15 protein-coding genes and 1 pseudogene are annotated in these 19,126 nt (G+C 66.6%); 3 read left to right on the top strand and 13 right to left on the bottom strand.

The genetic code is table 11. From position 1 onward, the window contains the following. Window positions 1-60: 60 nt before the first annotated feature. Complete coding sequence (locus FZ983_RS26045) at window positions 61-1,452, bottom strand: hydroxymethylglutaryl-CoA reductase, degradative (protein WP_149226857.1); 1,392 nt, start codon at window positions 1,450-1,452, stop codon at window positions 61-63. Window positions 1,453-1,645: 193 nt separating this feature from the next. Between FZ983_RS26045 and FZ983_RS26040 the strand changes: the two genes are divergently transcribed. Continuing rightward, complete coding sequence (locus tag FZ983_RS26040; RefSeq protein WP_149226999.1) at window positions 1,646-3,040, top strand: PLP-dependent aminotransferase family protein; 1,395 nt, start codon at window positions 1,646-1,648, stop codon at window positions 3,038-3,040. Window positions 3,041-3,413: 373 nt separating this feature from the next. Here FZ983_RS26040 and FZ983_RS26035 read toward each other — a convergent pair whose 3' ends face one another. The 4 genes from FZ983_RS26035 to FZ983_RS26020 are packed head-to-tail and all read right to left on the bottom strand — an operon-like array spanning window position 3,414 to window position 6,232. Then, window positions 3,414-4,598, bottom strand: a complete 1,185-nt coding sequence (locus FZ983_RS26035) for a hypothetical protein (RefSeq protein WP_149226855.1) — start codon at window positions 4,596-4,598, stop codon at window positions 3,414-3,416. Window positions 4,599-4,609: 11 nt separating this feature from the next. Beyond that, window positions 4,610-5,068 (bottom strand): hypothetical protein, encoded by a 459-nt coding sequence (locus FZ983_RS26030; RefSeq protein ID WP_149226853.1) that lies wholly within the window; start codon window positions 5,066-5,068, stop codon window positions 4,610-4,612. Window positions 5,069-5,113: 45 nt separating this feature from the next. Continuing rightward, window positions 5,114-5,833 carry a hypothetical protein gene (locus FZ983_RS34310; RefSeq protein ID WP_188092512.1) on the bottom strand — a complete coding sequence of 240 codons (720 nt, stop codon included), beginning with the start codon at window positions 5,831-5,833 and terminating at the stop codon, window positions 5,114-5,116. A 45-nt stretch (window positions 5,834-5,878) separates the two neighbouring features. Next, entirely contained in the window at window positions 5,879-6,232 is a 354-nt protein-coding gene (locus tag FZ983_RS26020; RefSeq protein ID WP_149226851.1) for a hypothetical protein, read from the bottom strand. Between the two features lie 710 nt (window positions 6,233-6,942). Here FZ983_RS26020 and FZ983_RS26015 point away from each other — a divergent pair. Next, window positions 6,943-7,950, top strand: a complete 1,008-nt coding sequence (locus FZ983_RS26015; RefSeq protein ID WP_149226849.1) for a C-terminal binding protein — start codon at window positions 6,943-6,945, stop codon at window positions 7,948-7,950. Window positions 7,951-8,002: 52 nt separating this feature from the next. On the opposite strand, the gene FZ983_RS26010 is transcribed toward FZ983_RS26015, so the two are convergent. The 6 genes from FZ983_RS26010 to FZ983_RS25985 form a co-directional block, all read right to left on the bottom strand. Further along, the gene (locus tag FZ983_RS26010) at window positions 8,003-9,283 is read right to left on the bottom strand and encodes a threonine synthase (RefSeq protein WP_247883982.1); all 1,281 of its coding nucleotides are present in this window, start codon (window positions 9,281-9,283) and stop codon (window positions 8,003-8,005) included. Further along, window positions 9,284-10,195 (bottom strand): ABC transporter permease, encoded by a 912-nt coding sequence (locus FZ983_RS26005; RefSeq protein ID WP_149226847.1) that lies wholly within the window; start codon window positions 10,193-10,195, stop codon window positions 9,284-9,286. Then, entirely contained in the window at window positions 10,192-11,040 is an 849-nt protein-coding gene (locus tag FZ983_RS26000; RefSeq protein WP_149226845.1) for an ABC transporter ATP-binding protein, read from the bottom strand. Before FZ983_RS26000 ends, FZ983_RS26005 begins: the two co-directional genes overlap by 4 nt. Before the next feature lie 4 nt (window positions 11,041-11,044). Further along, the gene (locus FZ983_RS25995; protein WP_149226842.1) at window positions 11,045-12,076 is read right to left on the bottom strand and encodes an ABC transporter substrate-binding protein; all 1,032 of its coding nucleotides are present in this window, start codon (window positions 12,074-12,076) and stop codon (window positions 11,045-11,047) included. Window positions 12,077-12,456: 380 nt separating this feature from the next. Further along, window positions 12,457-13,566 carry a two-component system response regulator gene (locus FZ983_RS25990; protein WP_149226840.1) on the bottom strand — a complete coding sequence of 370 codons (1,110 nt, stop codon included), beginning with the start codon at window positions 13,564-13,566 and terminating at the stop codon, window positions 12,457-12,459. Between the two features lie 53 nt (window positions 13,567-13,619). Next, the gene (locus FZ983_RS25985; RefSeq protein ID WP_188092511.1) at window positions 13,620-17,201 is read right to left on the bottom strand and encodes a response regulator; all 3,582 of its coding nucleotides are present in this window, start codon (window positions 17,199-17,201) and stop codon (window positions 13,620-13,622) included. On the opposite strand from FZ983_RS25985, the gene FZ983_RS35140 reads away from it, so the two are divergent. Continuing rightward, complete coding sequence (locus tag FZ983_RS35140; RefSeq protein WP_282187051.1) at window positions 17,200-17,331, top strand: hypothetical protein; 132 nt, start codon at window positions 17,200-17,202, stop codon at window positions 17,329-17,331. The two genes, FZ983_RS25985 and FZ983_RS35140, sit on opposite strands and share 2 nt — an antisense overlap. Window positions 17,332-17,389: 58 nt before the next feature. Here FZ983_RS35140 and garD read toward each other — a convergent pair whose 3' ends face one another. Together garD and FZ983_RS25975 are read right to left on the bottom strand one after the other, a co-directional pair. Further along, window positions 17,390-18,919, bottom strand: coding sequence for a galactarate dehydratase (gene garD / locus FZ983_RS25980; protein WP_149226836.1), 1,530 nt, complete (start codon window positions 18,917-18,919; stop codon window positions 17,390-17,392). 13 nt (window positions 18,920-18,932) lie between these two features. Further along, window positions 18,933-19,126: pseudogene (locus FZ983_RS25975) on the bottom strand (aldolase/citrate lyase family protein); the annotation flags it as partial.

Below are 19,126 nucleotides of genomic sequence, written 5' to 3'. Positions count from 1 at the left end.
GTCACGACCCTGCCGGTTGCCTGGCCGGGCCCTTCTACGGACCTGCTTGTCGTGGCTTGGCTATTGGGCGGTTGCCCGCATGTCTTCCAGGATCGCTTGGGCGACGTCCTGGCGGACGGTGCCGCGTTCCACCAGGATGCGGGCGACGCGGTCGATCTCCTCGCCGACCGCACCCGCCATCATGGCGATGTTCTGGGCGTGCAGCGCCATGTGGCCCTTCTGGATGCCGGTGGTCGCCAGCGCCTTCAGCGCGGAGAAATTCTGCGCCAGACCGACCGCGGCGATGACGCGGGCCAGACGTTCGGCGCTGGTGACGCCGAGGATCTTCAGGCAGGCCTGTGCCGTCGGATGGGCCTTGGTGGCGCCGCCGATCAGCCCGACCGCCATCGGCAGCTCGATCGACCCGCTGAGATGACCGTCTGCCGTCACCTCGAAGCGGGTCAGGCTGCCGTAACGGCCGTTGCGGGCGGCATAGGCATGGGCGCCGGCCTCCACGGCGCGGGTGTCGTTGCCGGTGGCCAGCACAACGGCGCTGACGCCGTTCATGATGCCCTTGTTGTGGGTGGCGGCGCGGTAGGGATCGGCGTCGGCGAAGTGATAGGCGCTGATGATGCCGTCGCGCACCGCCTCGCCGCCGATCTGATCCAGCGGCCACACCGCATGCGCCCGCGCCAGACGGCGGTCGGCAAGGTTGGACAGGATGCGCAGATAGACGCGCCCCCCGGTCCATTCGGCGATGTGGGGGGCGAGCTTCTCCGCCATGCTGTTGACCGCGTTGGCGCCCATGGCATCCCGGGTGTCGACGATCAGGTGGGTCACCAGCATCGGACCGCCCTGGCTGTCGAGCACGCGGACCTCGACATCGCGGAAACCGCCGCCGAACTTCAGCAGGATCGGGTCGCAGCCGTCGCACACCGCCTTGATCTCGTCGCGCCGGTCGAGGATGCGCAGGCGCGCGGCATGGGGATCGGCGACGCCGATCGCCTGGATCTGCGCGATCATCAGCGTGCCGGACATCGAGGTGGTGAAGCCGCCGGCGTCGTAGCATTGCCGGGCCGCGTTGCAGACCGCGGCGACCACCGACGATTCCTCCGTCGCCATCGGGATCAGCAGGTCCTCGCCGTCGACCTTCATGTTGGTCGCAATGCCCAGCGGGATGTTCATCGACCCGATGACGTTCTCGACCAGCCGGTCGGCGAGGTCGATATCCAGGTTGCCGGTGCCGGGCAGCGATGCCGCCGCCGCCGCGTCGAGCCCGGCGAATTCGGAGACGATCGCCAGCCGCTCCGCCGGCGACTTCTTGTGGAAACCGGAGATGCGGGAGCTGCGATGGGGATTGGTCATTCCTGAACCTTGTCGTCTGTGAGGGCGTTGCAGGCTGGGGACGGCGCCCTGGTTGTCACGTTCGGATCGCCGCGCTCGAACGGATGGCCTCCGCCCGGCACCGCGCATGACGGTGCCTGCGAGGAGGGAGCGGGGGAGGGGACGGCGAGCAGGATGCCGCGGCAAAAGCCGCGACGGCGCTGTTCGCATGCGGAATGATCAGTGATACAAAGGGACAGAGCAAGGGACAGTTTGCCGGTATCTTCGGGACACTGTCCCAGCGTTTTCAATGGGACACCTGACCGGAAGGGCCGGCTGCACGATGACGCGGGTGAACAGCATCGTAGACAAGATCGCCGGCCTGATCGGCGACGGTCTGCTGAAGCCGGGGGAGCGGCTTCTGTCGGTCCGGGCCGGTGCGGTCGAACATGGCGTTTCGAAGAACACCATGGCGGAAGCCTATGACCGGCTGGTGGCGCTGGGCTATCTGGAAGCCAAGCAGGGCTCCGGCTATTACGTCGCGCGGGTCCGCCGCGCTTCGGCCGAACAGCAGCCCGCCCATGTGGCGGAAGCGGTGGATTCCGTTTCGCTCCTCCGCGAACAGCTGGTCCAGACCTGCTCGGTGCGGATCGGCGACGGGCGCCCGCCGCCGTCCTGGATGGAGCGGTTCGAGATCGGCAGCGCCCCGCGTTTCATGGCGGCGGCGCGCGGGCTGGCGTCGGAACATGGATACGGCTCGCCCTGGGGGTTCCTGCCGCTTCGGGAGAGGCTGGCGCTGACGCTGGGGGAACGCTCGATCAAGGCGTCGCCCGACCAGATTCTGCTGACCCAGGGTGCCAACCATGCGCTGGACCTCGTCGCCCGCCAGATGCTGGAGCCGGGGGATACGGTTCTCGTCGACAGTCCCGGCTATTACCCGCTGTTCGGCAAGCTGCGCCTGTCGCGGATCGCCATCGTCGGCGTGCAGCGCCTCCAGGACGGTCCCGACCTGGACGATCTCGCCGCCAAGGCCGCTGCCCACAAGCCCAAACTGTTCTTCACCCAGTCGCTGGCCCACAATCCGACCGGCAGTTCCATCACGCCGGCAGTGGCGCACCGCCTGCTGCAGGTCGCCGGCCAGCATGGATTCTACGTGGTGGAGGACGATCCCTTCGCCGACGTGCTGCCTGCCGCCAGTCCGCGGCTGGCCGCTCTCGACCAGCTGGACCGGGTGATCTACATCGGCACCTTCTCCAAGACGCTGTCAGCCAGCCTGCGCGTCGGCTATGTGGCGGCGAAGCGGCCGCTGATCGACCGGCTGTGCGACGTGAAGATGCTGACCATCGTCAGCACCTCCGATTATGTCGAGCGGATCGTCTACGGCTTCATCGCGTCCGGGCATTACCTGCGCCACCTGCGCAAGCTGAAGACCCGGATCGAGGAGCATGCCGAAACGGCGATGCTGGCGCTCGGCCGCATCGGCGTCCGGCTGCCGCCGACCGTCTCGGGCAGCTACTACCTGTGGGGCGAGCTTCCCGACCATCTCAACGATGTCGATCTGGCGCAGCACGCCGCGGAGCGCGGCATCTTCCTGGCGCCGGGGACGCTGTTCCTGCCGACCAGGATGCCGACCGCGCCGGCCTTGCGGATCAACATCGCCTACGCGACCGACCCCCGCTTCATCGACTTCCTGAAGGACCATCTTGCCCCGCTCGGCGGCGCGGAACGGTCGGCATAAGGCGACAGGGCGCTGTTCTTCATGCCTGGACAGGGCCATGTCATTCACCGGCATCGGCCGCAGGGCTGGCAGGCGACCTTGCGGGCGGTGGATGGCGGCGTCACCGGGAGCGTTGCCGCTCAGGTCCGGCAACTCCCCCCGGATGCCAGCCATCTCGTGGTGAGCGTCGGCGGCAACGACGCCCTTCGGCATTCCAGCATTCTGGATGAGGTTTCGACACGCGTTCCGCTCGTGCCGGGGACGGTGCGTCAGACGGGGGTACGTCCGGGCTCGCGCCAAGTTGCCAGGCGCTTGGTCGAAATGGTCATCGCGGAACAGGTCCATCTCGACTCGTCGGTGATCTCGCGGCCGGAGGTGCCTTGTGCCCAGCTTCCTATGCCCGTTTGTAGACCATCAGGAAGGCTACGGTGCAGAGGAGGGGAAGTCCGACGTCGCGCATTTGAAAATCGATGTGGAGGATGGCGGCATAGAGAACGATGCCGATCGTGGCGATAGCCGGCAACAGGGTGTCGGCGAGCCCGAGTATGCCGCGGCCGTCAAGCCAGGAGCCAGCCGACAAGGCCATGCGAACCAGCGCGATCAGGATGAGGAGGGCGATGCCGGCCATCAGGACATATTCCAGGGTGAACACCGCCGGCAGGTACCCGGCGGGAACCGATCGGGCGAGGATCGGAGCCAATGCGCCATGCGCCGCCGTTACCCCGATGACGGCGATGTAATGCAGCGCCGTCGCCAGCAGCAGATTGCCGGACAGCAACTCCACGGTTCGCCAGGGGAGGAAGGTGGGCCAACGGATACGGTCGAGGACGAGGATGCTCACCGCAGTCCCACTGCCGAAGAGCAGCGCGTAATCGGGCGACAGCGGCCATTTCGACACCCCGTGGCCGAGGACCAGGATGTCGAACAACGCCACCGAGAGGCCCAGAAGGGCGACGATCGCAGTCCGGCGGGTGTGCCGGTGGTGGGCGAACACCCGCCCCGCAACGACGAAGAGGATCCACGGGAAGACAGGGAACCAGCCGGGAAAGGATGGCACGAACAGGCCGTAGATGAAGGGAAGCGGCAAGGCGAACCAAGCGCCGCAAAGCGCCAGAAGGAAAAGGCCGATCAGCATCCGGTTGGCGGCGCCGACCCTGGCGGTGATATCGAACAGCAGCCGGGCGGCAAAGAGAAACATGAAGAAGTCGCTGGCGAAGGGGTTGTTCTGTTGATACAGGCTGTGGATGGCCGCCAGGATGAACAGCTTCAGATGATCCTCGATCCGCCGGCCGAGCGGCTTCGCCAGGAAGCGATCGAGCGTCATTCCGAAGGCAAAGAAGAACAGCACCGGCGCCAGTTCGAAGACGAATTGCAGGATGTTGACGAGATGGTAGGCGTCCGGCATCGCGCGCCCCCAATGGCCTGCCACCATGAACGCAAGGGCGGAGACGCGGATGATGTCCAGGCTTCGGTCTCTGGCTGCCGGTGGGGTCGGCAGTGGCATGTGCTCGCTGCCAAGGACGGGCCGAGCCGAGGCCCGGCTTGTCATGACGAGGGTTTCGGCCGGGCCGGCAGTCATCTTGCGCTCCTTCATGACCGGTGCGGACGGGTGATGCCCAGGCGTCCCGGCACTGCCGCCGCCCATGCGATGACCGCGGCGCGCTCCTCGCGGTCGAGCATCCAGACCATGAAGAGGGTCGCACCCAGATAGAGGGGCAGGGCCGGAAGTGTCTTGGTGTAGAAGGGGTCAAACCCCACTTCGTAGCGCCAGAACGGGACGATCGAGAAAGGGGCCAGCGCCGCGACGCCGAAGATCCAGCGTGAGAACCACCAGGCGGGGACGAGGGCGGCCAGCGCCAGGATCCACAGCATGAACCAGGGCCACATATGGGTGGATATGCTGAAAACCACGGCCGCCATCACCGCAGTGGCGGCCTTCCAGGCATTTTCCATGGTGGGCCGACGGTACAGAGTGGCCAGGGTCCACATGGCGAATGCGGCGAAGGAACCGCGCACGAGCCAGCGCAGGGGAGCGAGGTCCATGCCCATCAGCCTCTCCGCCACGCGGACGACGTCGACTGGTTGAAGCCACTGCTAGCCGGTCATGCCGCGGGCTCCATCGAAGAAGGTGGGAGAGCGGAAAAAGAGGAACCGGACGGCAAGGAAGAGGGCCGCTGCCGGGATTCCACGCAGAAGATATGGAACCAGGATGCTTTTGAAATCCGTGCGCCCGGATTTGCCGACCCTGTACAGCAGATCGACGGAGACCAGGGCTGCGCTGGTATATTTGCAGGCGGCCGACGCCGCCAGCGCCAGCGGACCGGCACGGTCGCCGGAGGGAAGGCGCATCAGCCACAGCAGCATGAAGACGACCATCGCCATGTCGTTGTGTCCCTCGCCGGCCGAATAGATGTGGCCGATGGGCAGCCAGCCGAACGCGACGAGGCCGGCTGCGGCGGTCGCCTCGTCATGGGTCCGGCCGATCCGCCGGACTATGGCGAGCGCGGCAATCCAGGCGCCCCCCAGGACCAGTTTGAACAGAAGCCCGGTCACCCAGACATTGCCGTCGCTGAGAGCCATGATGCCGGCCCAGATGACCGCCCACAGGGGGCCGTAGGTCATCATCGCCGACACCTCGTCGAATGGGTAGAAGCTGGCCTGTTCCGGCGTGAAGGGAACATAGTAAGGGTTGAGGCCATCGATGATTTTTTCGCCCCAAAGCGCGGAAAACCAGAGGTCCTGCGTCATCACCGGAACAGACGGAATGCAGGCGACGGTGAAAAGAACCGGCCAGAAGAAGAGGCGATCCGTCATCGTCTTCGTGACCGGGCCGCTGAAATCGGACAGCCAACGGAACAGCTATGCCGCCACGGCGATCTGAAGGGCGAGCGGGAAGCAATAAGACAGGAAATAAAGACCATCGTGGGTGAAGACGTTGCCGTCGGTGAGTGCATGCGCCAGCGGGATCGGGAAATCTGCGATGGATGCTGCCAACCGAGCGAAGAAAGCGGCTTGATTGGGCAGGCCGACTTCCCCATCTCGTGCATCCGATGCGGCAAGGAAGTAGCTCAGTGCCGAGTAAAGTAACAAGAATGACGTTACAATAAATCCCAGCCTGTTGATAACTGTGCCGATCTTCCTGTCATCAGGGGTGTGTGGCACAGCGCTTGTTAAAGATTTTTTGCTCGCAACACGCACTGACATCTCGTCCACCTGTGTGTTCTTGACGGAGGCGCCGAGCCCTATATTAAGGAAAGCCAGGTAAAATTTGGTTGTTATTCGGTGATACTGCTGGATTTTTCTATTTAGATGCAACCGCTCGTCCTGCTTTGCGCATCAATTTTCTTTGATGTTGCGCATTCGAATGAGGCTGGCGCCACGGCACCGGCAAATGTCTGGTCTGTCGGGAGCATTCAATTCCATCATGAGTGGCCGGAATGTGCATCTGGCTGCGGCAGCAATCATATGGGTGCCCGGCGTCATGCTCATTTGCCGCCGGAACCGCATGGCTCCCGCATTTTTGCTGGCCAAGATGACAGGATGACAAGATGACAGGATATGGCTTTCAGCACTCGCTGATCGGTTTGCGATGAAGAAGATGGCTGCGGCTTTGACCAGGGGGAGACGGCGTGTCGCCGCCCATCGACTGCGGAAGGGCTGTCGTGTTCGAAGGAGCGAGCGCGACGGGAGCGCGGTGGCCGGTCCAGGGGCTGGATCGGACGGTCGAGGTCGCCAGCTTCCGGTGCGTTGGCGTTCGGAGTTTTCACTGCGGCACCTGTGAGTATGTAGGGTTATTCGGCAGTTCAGCCGCTTGAATGCATAACTGTTTCCCTATTTCGGAAATGGGCTTCATCTTGCAAACCTCGTAATTGCGTGGACAGATAACGCCCTCATCAACCTGGGAAATGACAGGAGCGGCAGGGATGCAGCAGCAAGCAAGGCGGTTCGTCGTCGGAATCACCGATCACATGATTCCGCCCCCCGATCTTGAAGCGGCTGTGCTGGATGGTGTCGCCGAGGTCGATTTCCTCGATTGCCGGCGGGAGGAGGATCTCGATCCGGAGCGTCTCGCCCGATTGGACGCTCTGCTGGTGTGGAGCACGCGCATCGGTCCGGCCACGGTCGAGCGGTTGAAGCGCTGCCGGATCGTCGTGCGCTTCGGCGTCGGCTACGACCGCGTCGATGTCGCGGCGCTGGAGGCCGCCGGGATCCCGTTCTGCAACAACCCGGATTACGGGACGGAGGAGGTCGCCGACCATGCCGTCGCCATGATCCTGTCGCTGCAGCGGCGCCTGTGGGAGCATGATGCCCGCGCCCGCGGCTATACGACGACATGGCAGGCCAACACGCTGACGCCGCTGCACCGTTCCAGCGCCGCGACCGTGGGGGTGGTCGGGGTGGGACGGATCGGAACCGCGGTGGTGAACCGCCTGAAGGGCTTCGGCTATCGGATCCTGGGCTATGATCCGTTGCAGCCGGCCGGGCACGAGAAGGCGGTCGGCTACCGCCGCGTTCGCCGGCTGGAAGACCTGCTGGCCGAATCCGACATCGTCACTTTCCATTGCCCGCTGACGCCGGAGACGCGCGGCCTGCTGAACGGGGCGACCCTGGCGGCGATGAAGCCGGGGGCCATACTGGTCAACACCGCACGGGGCGAACTGTTCGCGGGGCTCGACCCGGTGGAATTGGCCCTGCGCGACGGCCGGCTGGCGGCGGTCGGGACCGACGTGCTGCCGGTCGAGCCGCCGGCCCCCCATCCGCTGCTCGACGCCTGGCGGGCGGGGGAGGGCTGGCTGGCCGGACGGCTGGTGGTGACCCCGCACAACGCCTTCCACTCCGATCAGGCGGCCGTGGAGATGCGGCGCAACGCGGCGGAGACGGTGCGGATGTTCCTGGAGGACGGAATGCTGCGGAACAGGATCCGGGCTTGAGCGAACGGCAAGGACGTCGCCACCAGCCGGTCCGGGTGGTGGCGGGTCTCGCTCATCGAGCAGCTTCCCCGAAGGCCGAATAGTCGATGGGCCGGGTGCGGTCCAGCTTGCGGTGCACCGGCGGCAGCGGGTATTTCAGGCCGGTGGCGCAGTTGAACAGGACGGCGCGTTCGTCCCGCCCGACCCGGCCGTCGGCCAGCGCCTGTTTGTAGGCGGCGTAGGTGGCCGCTCCTTCGGGGCAGAGCAGGAAACCTTCCTCGCGCGCCACCTCGGTCAGCGCGGCCTGGATGGCGTCGTCGGGCACCGCGATGGCGAAGCCGCCGCTCTCGCGCACGGCGCGCAGGATCAGGAAATCGCCGACCGCCTGCGGCACGCGGATGCCGGACGCGATGGTGTGCGCATCCTCCCAGCGCGGGGCATGCTCCTCCCCCTGTTCCCAGGCGCGGACCATCGGGGCACAGCCGGCGGCCTGCACCGCCACCATGCGCGGCCGCTTCGATCCGATGAAGCCGATGGCCTCCAATTCGTCGAAGGCCTTCCACATGCCGATCAGGCCGGTGCCGCCGCCGGTGGGATAGAAGATGACGTCCGGCACCTCCCAGCCCAACTGTTCGGCAAGCTCCAGCCCCATGGTCTTCTTGCCTTCGATCCGGTAGGGCTCCTTCAGGGTGGACACGTCGAACCAGCCGACCTTGGCCTTGCCCTCGCCGACGATCTTCCCGCAATCGTCGATCAGGCCGTTGACGCGGTAGACGGTGGCGCCCTGCAGCTCGATCTCCGACACGTTCACTTCCGGCGTGTCGGCCGGGCAGAAGATGGTGGTGCGGATGCCGGCGCGGGTGGCGTAGGCGGCGAGCGCCGCGCCGGCATTGCCGTTGGTCGGCATCGCCATGTGCGTGATGCCGAAGGACTTCGCCATCGACACCGCCATCACCAGTCCGCGCGCCTTGAAGGAGCCGGTGGGAAGCCGCCCCTCGTCCTTCACCAGCAACTCTGCCGCGCCCAGCCTTTTTGCCAGACGGGACAGCGGGAGCAGCGGGGTCACCGCCTCGCCCAGGCTGACGATGTCCTCCACCCGGCGGACGGGCAGAAGCTCGCGGTAGCGCCACAGATCCTGCGGGCGTTCGGACAGCGCGCTCTTGGTCAGCGCCTGCTTCACGCCATTCAGGTCGTAGCGGACCAGCAGCGGCTTGCCGGCGCGCGACAGGTTGTGGACGGTGTCGGCCTCGTACCGTTCGCCGGTGTAGGCGCATTCCAGATGGGTGACGAAGGTGGGGCGCTCGACCGTCAGGTTGGAATCGAAGCGCACGGGATTGATGTCTTGGAAAGCCATTTAGCGGACCATGCCCCATTTGCGGACCGTGTGGACCTCGATCCAGCGGAAGACGACGTTCTCGACCAGCAGGCCGATCAGGATGACGGTGACGAGGCCGGCGAAGACCTTGTCGATGTAAAGTTCGTTGCGGTTCTGGAAGATGAACCAGCCGAGCCCGCCCTTGCCGGACGACACGCCGAACACCAGCTCCGCCGCGATCAGCGTGCGCCAGGCGAAGGCCCAGCCGACCTTCAGCCCGGTCAGGATCGCCGGGAAGGCGGCGGGGATCAGCAGCGTCACGACATAGCGCAGGCCGCCCAGCCCGTAATTGCGCCCGGCCATCCGCAGCGTCTCCGACACCGAGGTGAAGCCGGCATGGGTGTTCAGCGCCAGCGGCCACAGCACGGCATGGACCAGCACGAAGATCAGGCTGACCTCGCCCAGCCCGAACCACAGCATGGCGATGGGCAGCATGGCGATGGCCGGCAGCGGGTTGAACATGGAGGTCAGCGTCGACAGCAGGTCGTTGCCGATCCGGGTCGAGACGGCGACCGTGGTCAGCAGCACGGCCAGCACCACCGCCACCGCATAGCCCTTCAGCAGCACCGACAGCGAGGTCCAGGCCATCGGCAGCAGGCCGTCGCGCCGGATGCCGTCCCACAGCGCCGCCATGGTGTCGGTGAAGGTCGGGAACATCAGCGGGTTGTTCTGCCAGACCGCCGCCGCCTGCCACAGCGCCGCGACCGCGGCGAGGACCAGAAGCCGGCGCAGAGCCGTGACGTTGCTCAGCCGCTCCCACGGGGACAGCGGGCGGGCGACGTCGCCGATGGGGCCGGTGGCGGTGACGGTGCGCTCGTACTCCGGGCGCAGGGGCGGTTCGCGCCGGCCGCCCGGCGGGAGGGGCCGCGGGGAAAAGGACAGGTCGGTCATGCGCTTGGCCTCTTTCCGGTGGCTTGACTGGGGCCTTCCACATCCTCGGCGAACAGCATGGTGTGGATGCGGCCGGCGAGGGTCTGGAACTCCGCCCCGCCGACGGCGCCATGGTCGTAACCGTCGCAGTTGACCTCCGCCTTCACCTGTCCGGGATGGGGCGACAGCACCAGGATGCGCGATCCGACGACCAGCGCCTCCTCGATGGAATGGGTGACGAACAGCACGGTGAAGCGCAGGTCGTCCCACAGTTGCAGCAACTCCTCCTGCATCTTGCGGCGGGTCAGCGCGTCGAGCGCGGCGAAGGGCTCGTCCATCAGCAGGATGTCGGGCTCCATCGCCATGGCGCGGGCGATGGCGACGCGCTGCTTCATGCCGCCGGACAGCATGTGCGGGTGGACGTCGGCGAACTTCGACAGGTTCACCCGGGCGATGCAGTCGAGCGCCTTTTCCTCCGCCTCGCGCCGCCTGGCCTTGCCGCTGGCGAGCAGGGGGAACATGACGTTCTCCTTGACCGTCTTCCAGGGCGGAAGCTGGTCGAATTCCTGGAAGACCATCATGCGGTCGGGGCCGGGCTTCGTCACGGTGCGGCCGTTCAGGCGGATCGCCCCTTCCACCGGCTGGAGGAAGCCGCCGACCGCCTTCAGCAGGGAGGATTTGCCGCAGCCCGACGGTCCCAGCAGGACATAGCGTTCGGACTGGAACACCTGGAAATCGACGCGGTAGGTCGCGGTGACGAGGTGTCGGCGCGTCTTGTATTGCAGGGTGACGCCGGAGACGTCCAGCAGCGGCCGTTCGGACAGGCCGTCGCTGTCGATGCTGTGCGGATAGGTCAGCGCGTTCATCGCGTCAGCTCCCCGCGCCGTCATGCAGGTCGTCGAAGAAATAATCCTTCCAGGAGGCCGGTTTGTTCTTGATGGCGCCGACTTTGTGCATGAAGTCGGCGAAGGCCTCCGTCCGGTTCGGCGTGACGGTGAAGCTGATGTCGGGATCCTTCAGCAGGCGCAGGATATAGGCCTTGTCCAGGCTGCCCTTGTTCTGTGCCAGATAGGCGTCCGCAGCCGCCTCGTGATCGGCGTTGATGCTGTCCATCGCCTCACGAAGCGCGTTCAGGAAGGCCCGGTAGGTCTTCGGGTTGTCGTCGCGGAAGGACTGCTTGCTCCAGATCAGGTTGAAGCTGTGCGGCCCGCCCAGCACGTCGTAGGAGCTGAAGACCTTGTGGATCTTCGGGTTGTCCAGCTGCTGGTACTGGAAGGGTGGGCCGGAGAGATGGGCGGTGATGCCGCCGCTGCCCGACAGCAGGGCCGCCGTGGCGTCGGGATGCGGCATCGACACGGTCAGCTTGTCGAGCACGTCGTGCTTGCCGGCGCCCAGTTCCTTTTCCGCCGCCAACTGCAGGATACGGGCCTGCACGCCGACCTTCACCGCCGGCAGCGCGATCTTGTCGGCGTCGGTTAAGTCCTTCAGTGTCTTGACCTTGGGATTGGCGGTGGTCAGGAACAGCGGCATGTCGTTCAGCGACGCGATCGCCTTGACGTTGGCGTTGCCCCTGGTCCGGTCCCAGATGGTCAGCAGCGGCCCGACGCCGGCGGAGCCCAGATCGATGCTGCCGGACAGCAGCGCATCGTTCATCGCCGCGCCGCCGGACAGCTGAACCCACTCGACGGCGATGTCGAGGCCCAGCGCCTTGCCGTGCTTTTCGATCAACTGGTTGTGGCGCAGCACATGCAGCGGCAGATAGCCGAGCCCATATTGCTCGGCGATGCGGATGCGTCCTTCGGCAGCTGCCGGAGCCGCGATTGCCGAGGTCATCAGCAGACCCATCACCGACGCGGCGATCGCCGCGAAGGCGCGGCGGCTGGGGCGTCTTGGCTGTCGCATGATGGTGCTCCCCTTATGTCCATAAATCTAGTAGATTTATGGTGAACATGAATCCTGCGTAACGTCAACATTGTAAAATACGTTTGTGCGCTGGGAATATTATACAAAACGAAATGAGACTTTTGAGGATGGTGCCGCGGCGACCGTGGCGGCACGTTGGTGATGATGGAGCACACGCCGAGGTCGCGTGGCAGGTGGCGACCGCAGCGGCGTTCAAATATCGAGGTCGTGCCCTAAGTGGTTTTGCGGGAGCAGCGGGGGTACGCCCGCCTTATGGTTTCTCTCGCGACCCATGTCGGCAATCAACCCGTCCTATACCCGGCGATCTCCGGCATGATCGACATCAGCCGGGATCGACATCATCCGGGAAGGGGCGGTTCTCACGACATGTTTTGGTCGGCGTAGCGCTCGGCGATTTCCTGGAAGCGTCCGGCAAGCCGCAGGAACGCGTCGGTGACATCCGGGTCGAAATGGCGGCCCCGCCCGTCCAGGATGATCGCCGAGGCCTGCTCGTGGCTCATCGGATCCTTGTAGACGCGCCTGGAGATCAGGGCATCGTAGACGTCGGCCAGCGCCATCAGCCGAGCCGATACGGGAATGTCCTCCCCCTTCAGGCCGCGCGGGTAGCCGGAGCCGTCCCACTTCTCGTGATGCGCCTCGGCGATCTCGCGGGCGAAGCGCAGGAAGGATGGAGTGTCGCCTTCAAGCCGGTCCTCCGCCCGCGCCAGTGAATCGCTGCCCAGCGTGGCGTGGGTCTTCATGATTTCCCACTCCGCCGCCGTCAGCTTGCCCGGCTTCAGCAGGATGGCGTCGGGGATGCCGACCTTGCCGATGTCGTGCAGCGGCGCAGATTTATAGAGCAGGTCGATGACGCCGTCGCTCAGGAAGGCGGCGAAGCGCGGGTGATGGCGCAACTCTTCGGCCAGGGCGCGGACGTAATGCTGGGTCCGCAGGATATGGCTGCCGGTCTCGTTGTCCCGCGTCTCCGCCAGAGAGGCCAATGCCATGATCGTCACGTCCTGGATCGCCCGCATATGGGCGGTGCGGCGCTCCACTTCGGCTTCCAGGAACAGGTTCTTGTCGCGGATGTAGTCGGCCGCCTCCTTGAGGCGGATGTGATTGCGCACGCGCGCCAGCAGAATGGGCGCGCTGATCGGCTTGGTGATGTAGTCCACCGCACCCAGTTCCAGCCCGGCCTGCTCGTCCGCCTGCTCCGACAAAGCGGTCAGGAAGACCACCGGGATGTCGCGGGTGGCGGCATCGGCCTTCAACTGGCGACACACGGCGTAGCCGTCCATGTCCGGCATCATGATGTCGAGCAGGATCAGGTCGGGAGCCGGAGCGGTTTGCGCGATCCGCAGCGCCTTCTCGCCGCCGCTCGCCACCTTGACGCGGTAGCTCTCCTTCAGCAGGCCGGCCATCAACATCAGGTTGTCCGGTGTATCGTCCACCACGAGCACGAGGGGGCGGCGGGCTTCGGAGTCGGTCATCGCAAGCGGTCTTTCGATCGGCAGGGCGGCTGTGGTCATGGGAATGAGCAGGATCAGCTGGCGGCGGAAGTGGTATTGGCATCCAGGCGGCGGCGCGTGACGGCCAGCCCTTGGTCGAAATCGAAACGCCCGACGGCCGCCGCCAATGTGGCGTAGGCCTCGGATCCCAGCGCTGCGCGCAAAGCCTCCCCCTCCCGCGGGACCAGCTCGTGGGCATCGGCGTCGTCGTCGGCCAGCAGGGTGCCAAGCCGGCGCAGCAAATCCTCCTGCGCAGCACTCAGCGGGGGGAGGGGATCGAAAGCCGCCGGCGTGCCGGGTGGTGCGTCGAGAGAAGCGGCGGAAGACTGCCCGGCGGGACGTGCCGCCCGCTGTGGGATCGCGCGGTCGATGGCGGATAGCGCCCGGCGCAGCGCTTGCGCATATAGGGCGACGAGCCCGTCCGTTTCGGCTCCGGTTTCGCCAGCGCGCAAGGCAGCTTCCAGCGCCGCCGCCGTTTCGGCGAGTTCGCCGGCCCCGATCTGCGCCGACAGGCCCTTGGCGGTGTGAACGATGATCTCCGCAAGGGCGAGGTTGCCAGCGGCGAGCGCATCGGCGATCAGCGCGTCCGAGTCTTCCTGTTCGGCCCGGAAGCGGTCGAGCAGGGAGCGATAGAGCTGCGGCCGGTTCAGCACCCGGTGCAGGCCGGCCGCCGCGTCGATCTCCGGCCCGAGGGCGTCGAAGGGCGGCGGCACGCCGGCCGCCGCACGGCGGACGCTGGGCGCGGCACCGTCCAGGGAGTATTCCGCCGATCCGTCCGGTGCCTCCGCCGCGCGTCCGGCCCAGAGGGCGACCATCGCATACAACTCGTCCGGGTCGATCGGCTTGGAGAGGTGGTCGTTCATGCCGGCGTCCAGGCAAGCCTGACGGTCGTTTGCCATGGCGTTGGCCGTCATCGCGACCACCGGCAGCGTCGTCAGTTCGGGCCGCTCGCGGAGGAGGCGGACGGCGGTCAACCCATCCATCACCGGCATCTGCATGTCCATCAGGACGAGGTCGTAGCGCTGTGCCGCCAGCCGCTCGATAGCGACGGCGCCGTTTTCGGCGATGTCGGGCAAAGCGCCGACGCTGGTCAGCAGCTCGCGGGCAACGTCCTGGTTCAGCGGATTGTCCTCGGCGACCAGGATGCGCAGCCCGGCCAACTGCGCGCCGATCGCGGCGTCGGGCGCGTCAGTCGGAACCGCGTCGGCGCCGACGATGCCGAGCGCGCGGGATGCGGCGTCGAGCAAGATGCTGGGATTCACCGGCTTGACCAGGATCTCGTCGACGCCGGCACGTGCGGCACGGTGCATGATCTCCGCCCCGCCATAGGCCGTGACCAGCACGAAGGCCAGGTCGGCGGCGGAAACCGGGTCCTTGGCGTACAGGGCGCGGATCGCACGCACCGCGTCTATTCCGTCCATGCCCGGCATCCGCCAGTCGACGAAGACGATGTCGAAGGGCTTGCCGGCGGCAAGCGCCGCGCGGGTCGCCGCGACGGCCTCGTTGCCGCCCGCGGCCCCCTGCACCTCGAAGGTCATCGAGCGCAGCATGTCGCAGATCACGGTGCGGGTGCTGTCGTTGTCCTCGACCACCAGGGCGCGGCGGCCGCGCAGCCCGACCGGCGTGGCGGCCTTCCGGTCCGCGGCGCTGGCGGCGACGCCCAGGGCGGCGGTGAACCAGAAGGTGCTGCCCTCGCCGGGGCGGCTCTCCACCCCGACGCTGCCGCCCATCATTTCGGCCAGCCGCTTGCTGATGACGAGGCCAAGACCGGTGCCGCCGAAGCGCCGTGTGGTCGAGGCGTCGGCCTGCTGGAAAGGCTGGAACAGGCGGCCCCGCGCTTCCTCCGACAAACCGATGCCGGTGTCGCGGACGGCAAAATGCAGGCGCACGCGCCCTTCCGCCGGTTCGCCCGCGCCGTCGTCGCGCCGCACCGTCACCTTTATCTCGCCCGACTGGGTGAACTTGACGGCGTTGCTGACGTAGTTCAGCAGGATCTGGCCGAGCCGCAAAGGGTCGCCGACAAGGCGCAGCGGCACGTCGGCGCCGATGTCGACGACCAGCTCGAGCCCCTTCGCCGCCACCTTCTCCACCACCATGTCGGCGACGTCCTGGAGCACCCGCTCCAGGTCCAGCTCGATCGCCTCGATGTTGAGCTGTCCGGCCTCGACCTTCGAGAAGTCGAGGATGTCGTTGATGATCGACAGCAGCGAGCGGCCGGCGTTGAGAATCTTGGCCGCCTGGTCATGCTGGGACCGTTCCATGCCGGCCCGCATGAGAATATGCGCCATGCCGATGATGGCGTTCAGCGGCGTGCGCACCTCATGGCTGACATTGGCGATGAAGGCCGACTTGGCACGGTTGGCGGCGTCGGCGCCGCGCACGGCCTCCTCGAGCTCACGCTGCACGCGCTTGCGTTCGGTGACGTCGCGGACGATGCCGGTGAACAGCATCTCCTCGCCCAGCCGGACCTGGCTGATCGACAACTCCAGCGGGAAGATCTCCCCGCTCTTGCGGCGGCCGACGGTCTCGCGCCCGATCCCGATGATCTTGGCCTCGCCGGTGTCGAGGAAATGACGCAGATACCCGTCATGCGCGGAATGATGCGGCTCGGGCATCAGGAGGGAGACGTTGTTGCCGACGGTCTCCTCGGCGCCGTAGCCGAAAATGCGGGCGGCGGCCGGGCTCCACCGCAGGATGGTGCCGCGCTCGTTGATGGTGATGATGCCGTCGACCACCGTGTCGAAGATCGCCTGGAGCCGCGCCTCGCCGGCTTTGGCGTCCCGCTCCAGCGCGGCGCGGCGGGAGATCTCCTCGCGCAGAGCCTGGGCGGTTTCGACCTGGCGCCCGGCGACGGCGGCGGCCATGGTGGCGGTGGCGAGCGACACCGCGAAGACGACGACCAGCAGCGCGAGCGTCGTCGGCGGCAGCGTGGCGACGAGCGTCTCCGGCTGATCGGCGGGGAAGAAGACCGCGGCATGCATGGCGGTGTAGTGCATGCCGGTGATGGCGCCGCCCATCACGGCGGCCGCCGCCGCCATCGCCAGAAGCCGGCCGCCGGCCGCCTTGGCCCGGCGGGTCAGGCCGCGGATGCTCAGCGAGACGAAGGCCAGCACCACCGCGACCACGACCGACAGCACCACCAGCCGCGCGTCATAACGCAGCACCGCGTCGATATCCATGGCGGCCATGCCGGTGTAGTGCATGGCGCCGATGCCGGCACCCATAAGCACGGCGCTGAGTGCCAGCCGCTTCCGCCCGATCTCGTCCGTCCGTCCGATCACTCGCAGGGCGACGGCGCTGGCCATCATTCCGGGCAGGAGCGACAGCAGCGTCAGGCCGGCGCTGTAGTTGACTCCGCAGGGCAGCGCGAACGCCAGCATGCCGATGAAATGCATGGCCCAGATTCCGCCGCCCATGCTGGCTGAACCGGCGGCGAGCCACACCGTCCGGGCCAGCGGCGCGGCGGTGGACAGCCGTTGGGCGATCATCAGGGCAGCCAGGGAGGCGAAAGCCGCGACCAGGAAGGACAGCCCCACCAACCAGGGGGTGTAGGAACCGACCAACACGGCGTCCAAGGGGCCGGGCGCGGCGGGACGGAACAGGGAATCGAGCCACATGATCATGCTGCGTATCGTGTCTTTCCATGCGATGCCCGGTCACGGCATGGAAGCGCCCCACGTCCCGCATGCGCCTGGAATAGGCCATACGATTAGAGTCAATCCAACCCTTTTGATTGCAACGATCTGAAACAAATTTTTGCGTCCGGCAACCAACGCCGGGACATTGTGCAAGGGAACCGGTCCGATCAGGTGACCGGCGCCGGGTTGAACAGCGTCATCGCGTTGCGGATGCCCCAATGGTCGGCCCAGGTCTTCTTCCGGCCGCTGGCGACATCCAGGATCATGCGGAAAATCTCCCAGCCGATGTCCTCGATGGTTGCCTGACCGGTGGCGATGCGTCCGGCATCCACGTCGATCAGGTCGTGCCAGCGCTCGGCTAGCGCCGTGCGGGTCGAGACCTTGATGACCGGTACCATGGCAAGACCGTAGGGCGTGCCGCGCCCGGTGGTGAACACCTCCATGTTGCAGCCCGATGCCAGCTGCAGCGTGCCGCAGACGAAGTCGCTGGCGGGGGTCGCGGCGTAGATCAGCCCCTTGCGGTCGGCCCGCTCGCCGGGCGACAGCACCCCGACGATCGGGCTGCTGCCCGACTTGGCGATGGAGCCCAGCGCCTTTTCCACCACATTCGCCAGCCCGCCCTTCTTGTTGCCCGGCGATGGGTTGGCGCTGCGGTCGGTCTGGCCGGCCGAGAGGTAACGGTCGTACCAGTCCATTTCGCGAATGAGGGCCCGTCCCACCTCCTCGTCGACCGCGCGCGGCGTCAGCAGGTGGATGGCGTCGCGCACTTCCGTGACTTCGGAGAACATCACGGTCGCGCCGGCCCGCACCAGCAGGTCCGAGGCATAGCCGACCGCCGGGTTGGCGGTGACCCCGGAAAAGGCGTCGCTGCCGCCGCACTGCATGCCGACCACGAGGTCGGCGGCCGGGCAGGTCACGCGCCGGCGCCCGTCCAGTTCCCGGAGGCGCTTCTCAGCCATCTCCATGATCAAGGCGACCATGGCGCCGAAGCCGACATGGCGTTCGTCCTGAAGCGTCATGATGCTGGTGTCGCCGGACGCGCCGGCCGGCAGCAGGCGTTCCGGCTGCAGCTTCTCGCAGCCCAGCCCGACCACCATCACCTGACCGCCCAGGTTGGGGTTGCGGGCGAGGTTCTGCAGGGTGCGGATCGGCACCACCGCTTCGGGGGCGTTGATCGCCACGCCGCAGCCATAGGCGTGTTCGATGGCGACGACGTCGTCGACATTCGGGTAGCGGGGCAGCAACTCCTTCTTGATGCGCTCGATGGCGAAGTCCATCACCCCGGCCACGCACTGCACGCTCATGCTGATGCCCAGCAGGTTCTTGGTGCCGACCGAACCGTCCGGATTGCGGAAGCCTTCGAATGTGTAGCCCTCCAGCGGCGGTTGCGCCGGCGGGACGTTGGTGGCGAGCGGCAGGCTGCCCAGCGCCGGAGCGGATGGCAGCCTCACCAGTGATTCCTCGATCCAGCTTCCGCGGGCGATGTCGCGCGCGGCATGGCCGATCACCTCGCCGTAGCGGAGGATCGGATCGCCCTCCGCCAGATCGGCGAGCACCACCTTGTGGCCCTGGGGCACGAACTCGCGCAAGGTCAGGCCGCAGGGGAACGCCGTTCCTTCCGGCAGGCCCAGGTTGTTGACGATGATGGCGACATTGTCGTCGCCATGCACCTTGATGTAGAGCGGAGTGTCGGACATCGGACGGGTCCTCTCAGGCGTTCGTCTTGAACCTAGCGGCGAGCTGTTCGGAGGTGCGGGCGAGGATGCCGAGGTCGGAGCCGACGGCGACGAAGGTACAGCCGAGTTCGATGTAGCGCTTCGCCAAAGCCTCGTCCGCCGACAGGATGCCGGCCGGCTTGCCGCAGGCGCGGATGCGGGCGATGGCGTCCTCGATCGCCGCCTGCA

Origin of the sequence: Azospirillum sp. B21 (genome assembly GCF_008364825.1) — a bacterium.
In the GTDB taxonomy this organism is placed as follows: Bacteria; Pseudomonadota; Alphaproteobacteria; order Azospirillales; family Azospirillaceae; genus Azospirillum.
This window is presented reverse-complemented; position numbering and strand designations above follow the sequence as displayed.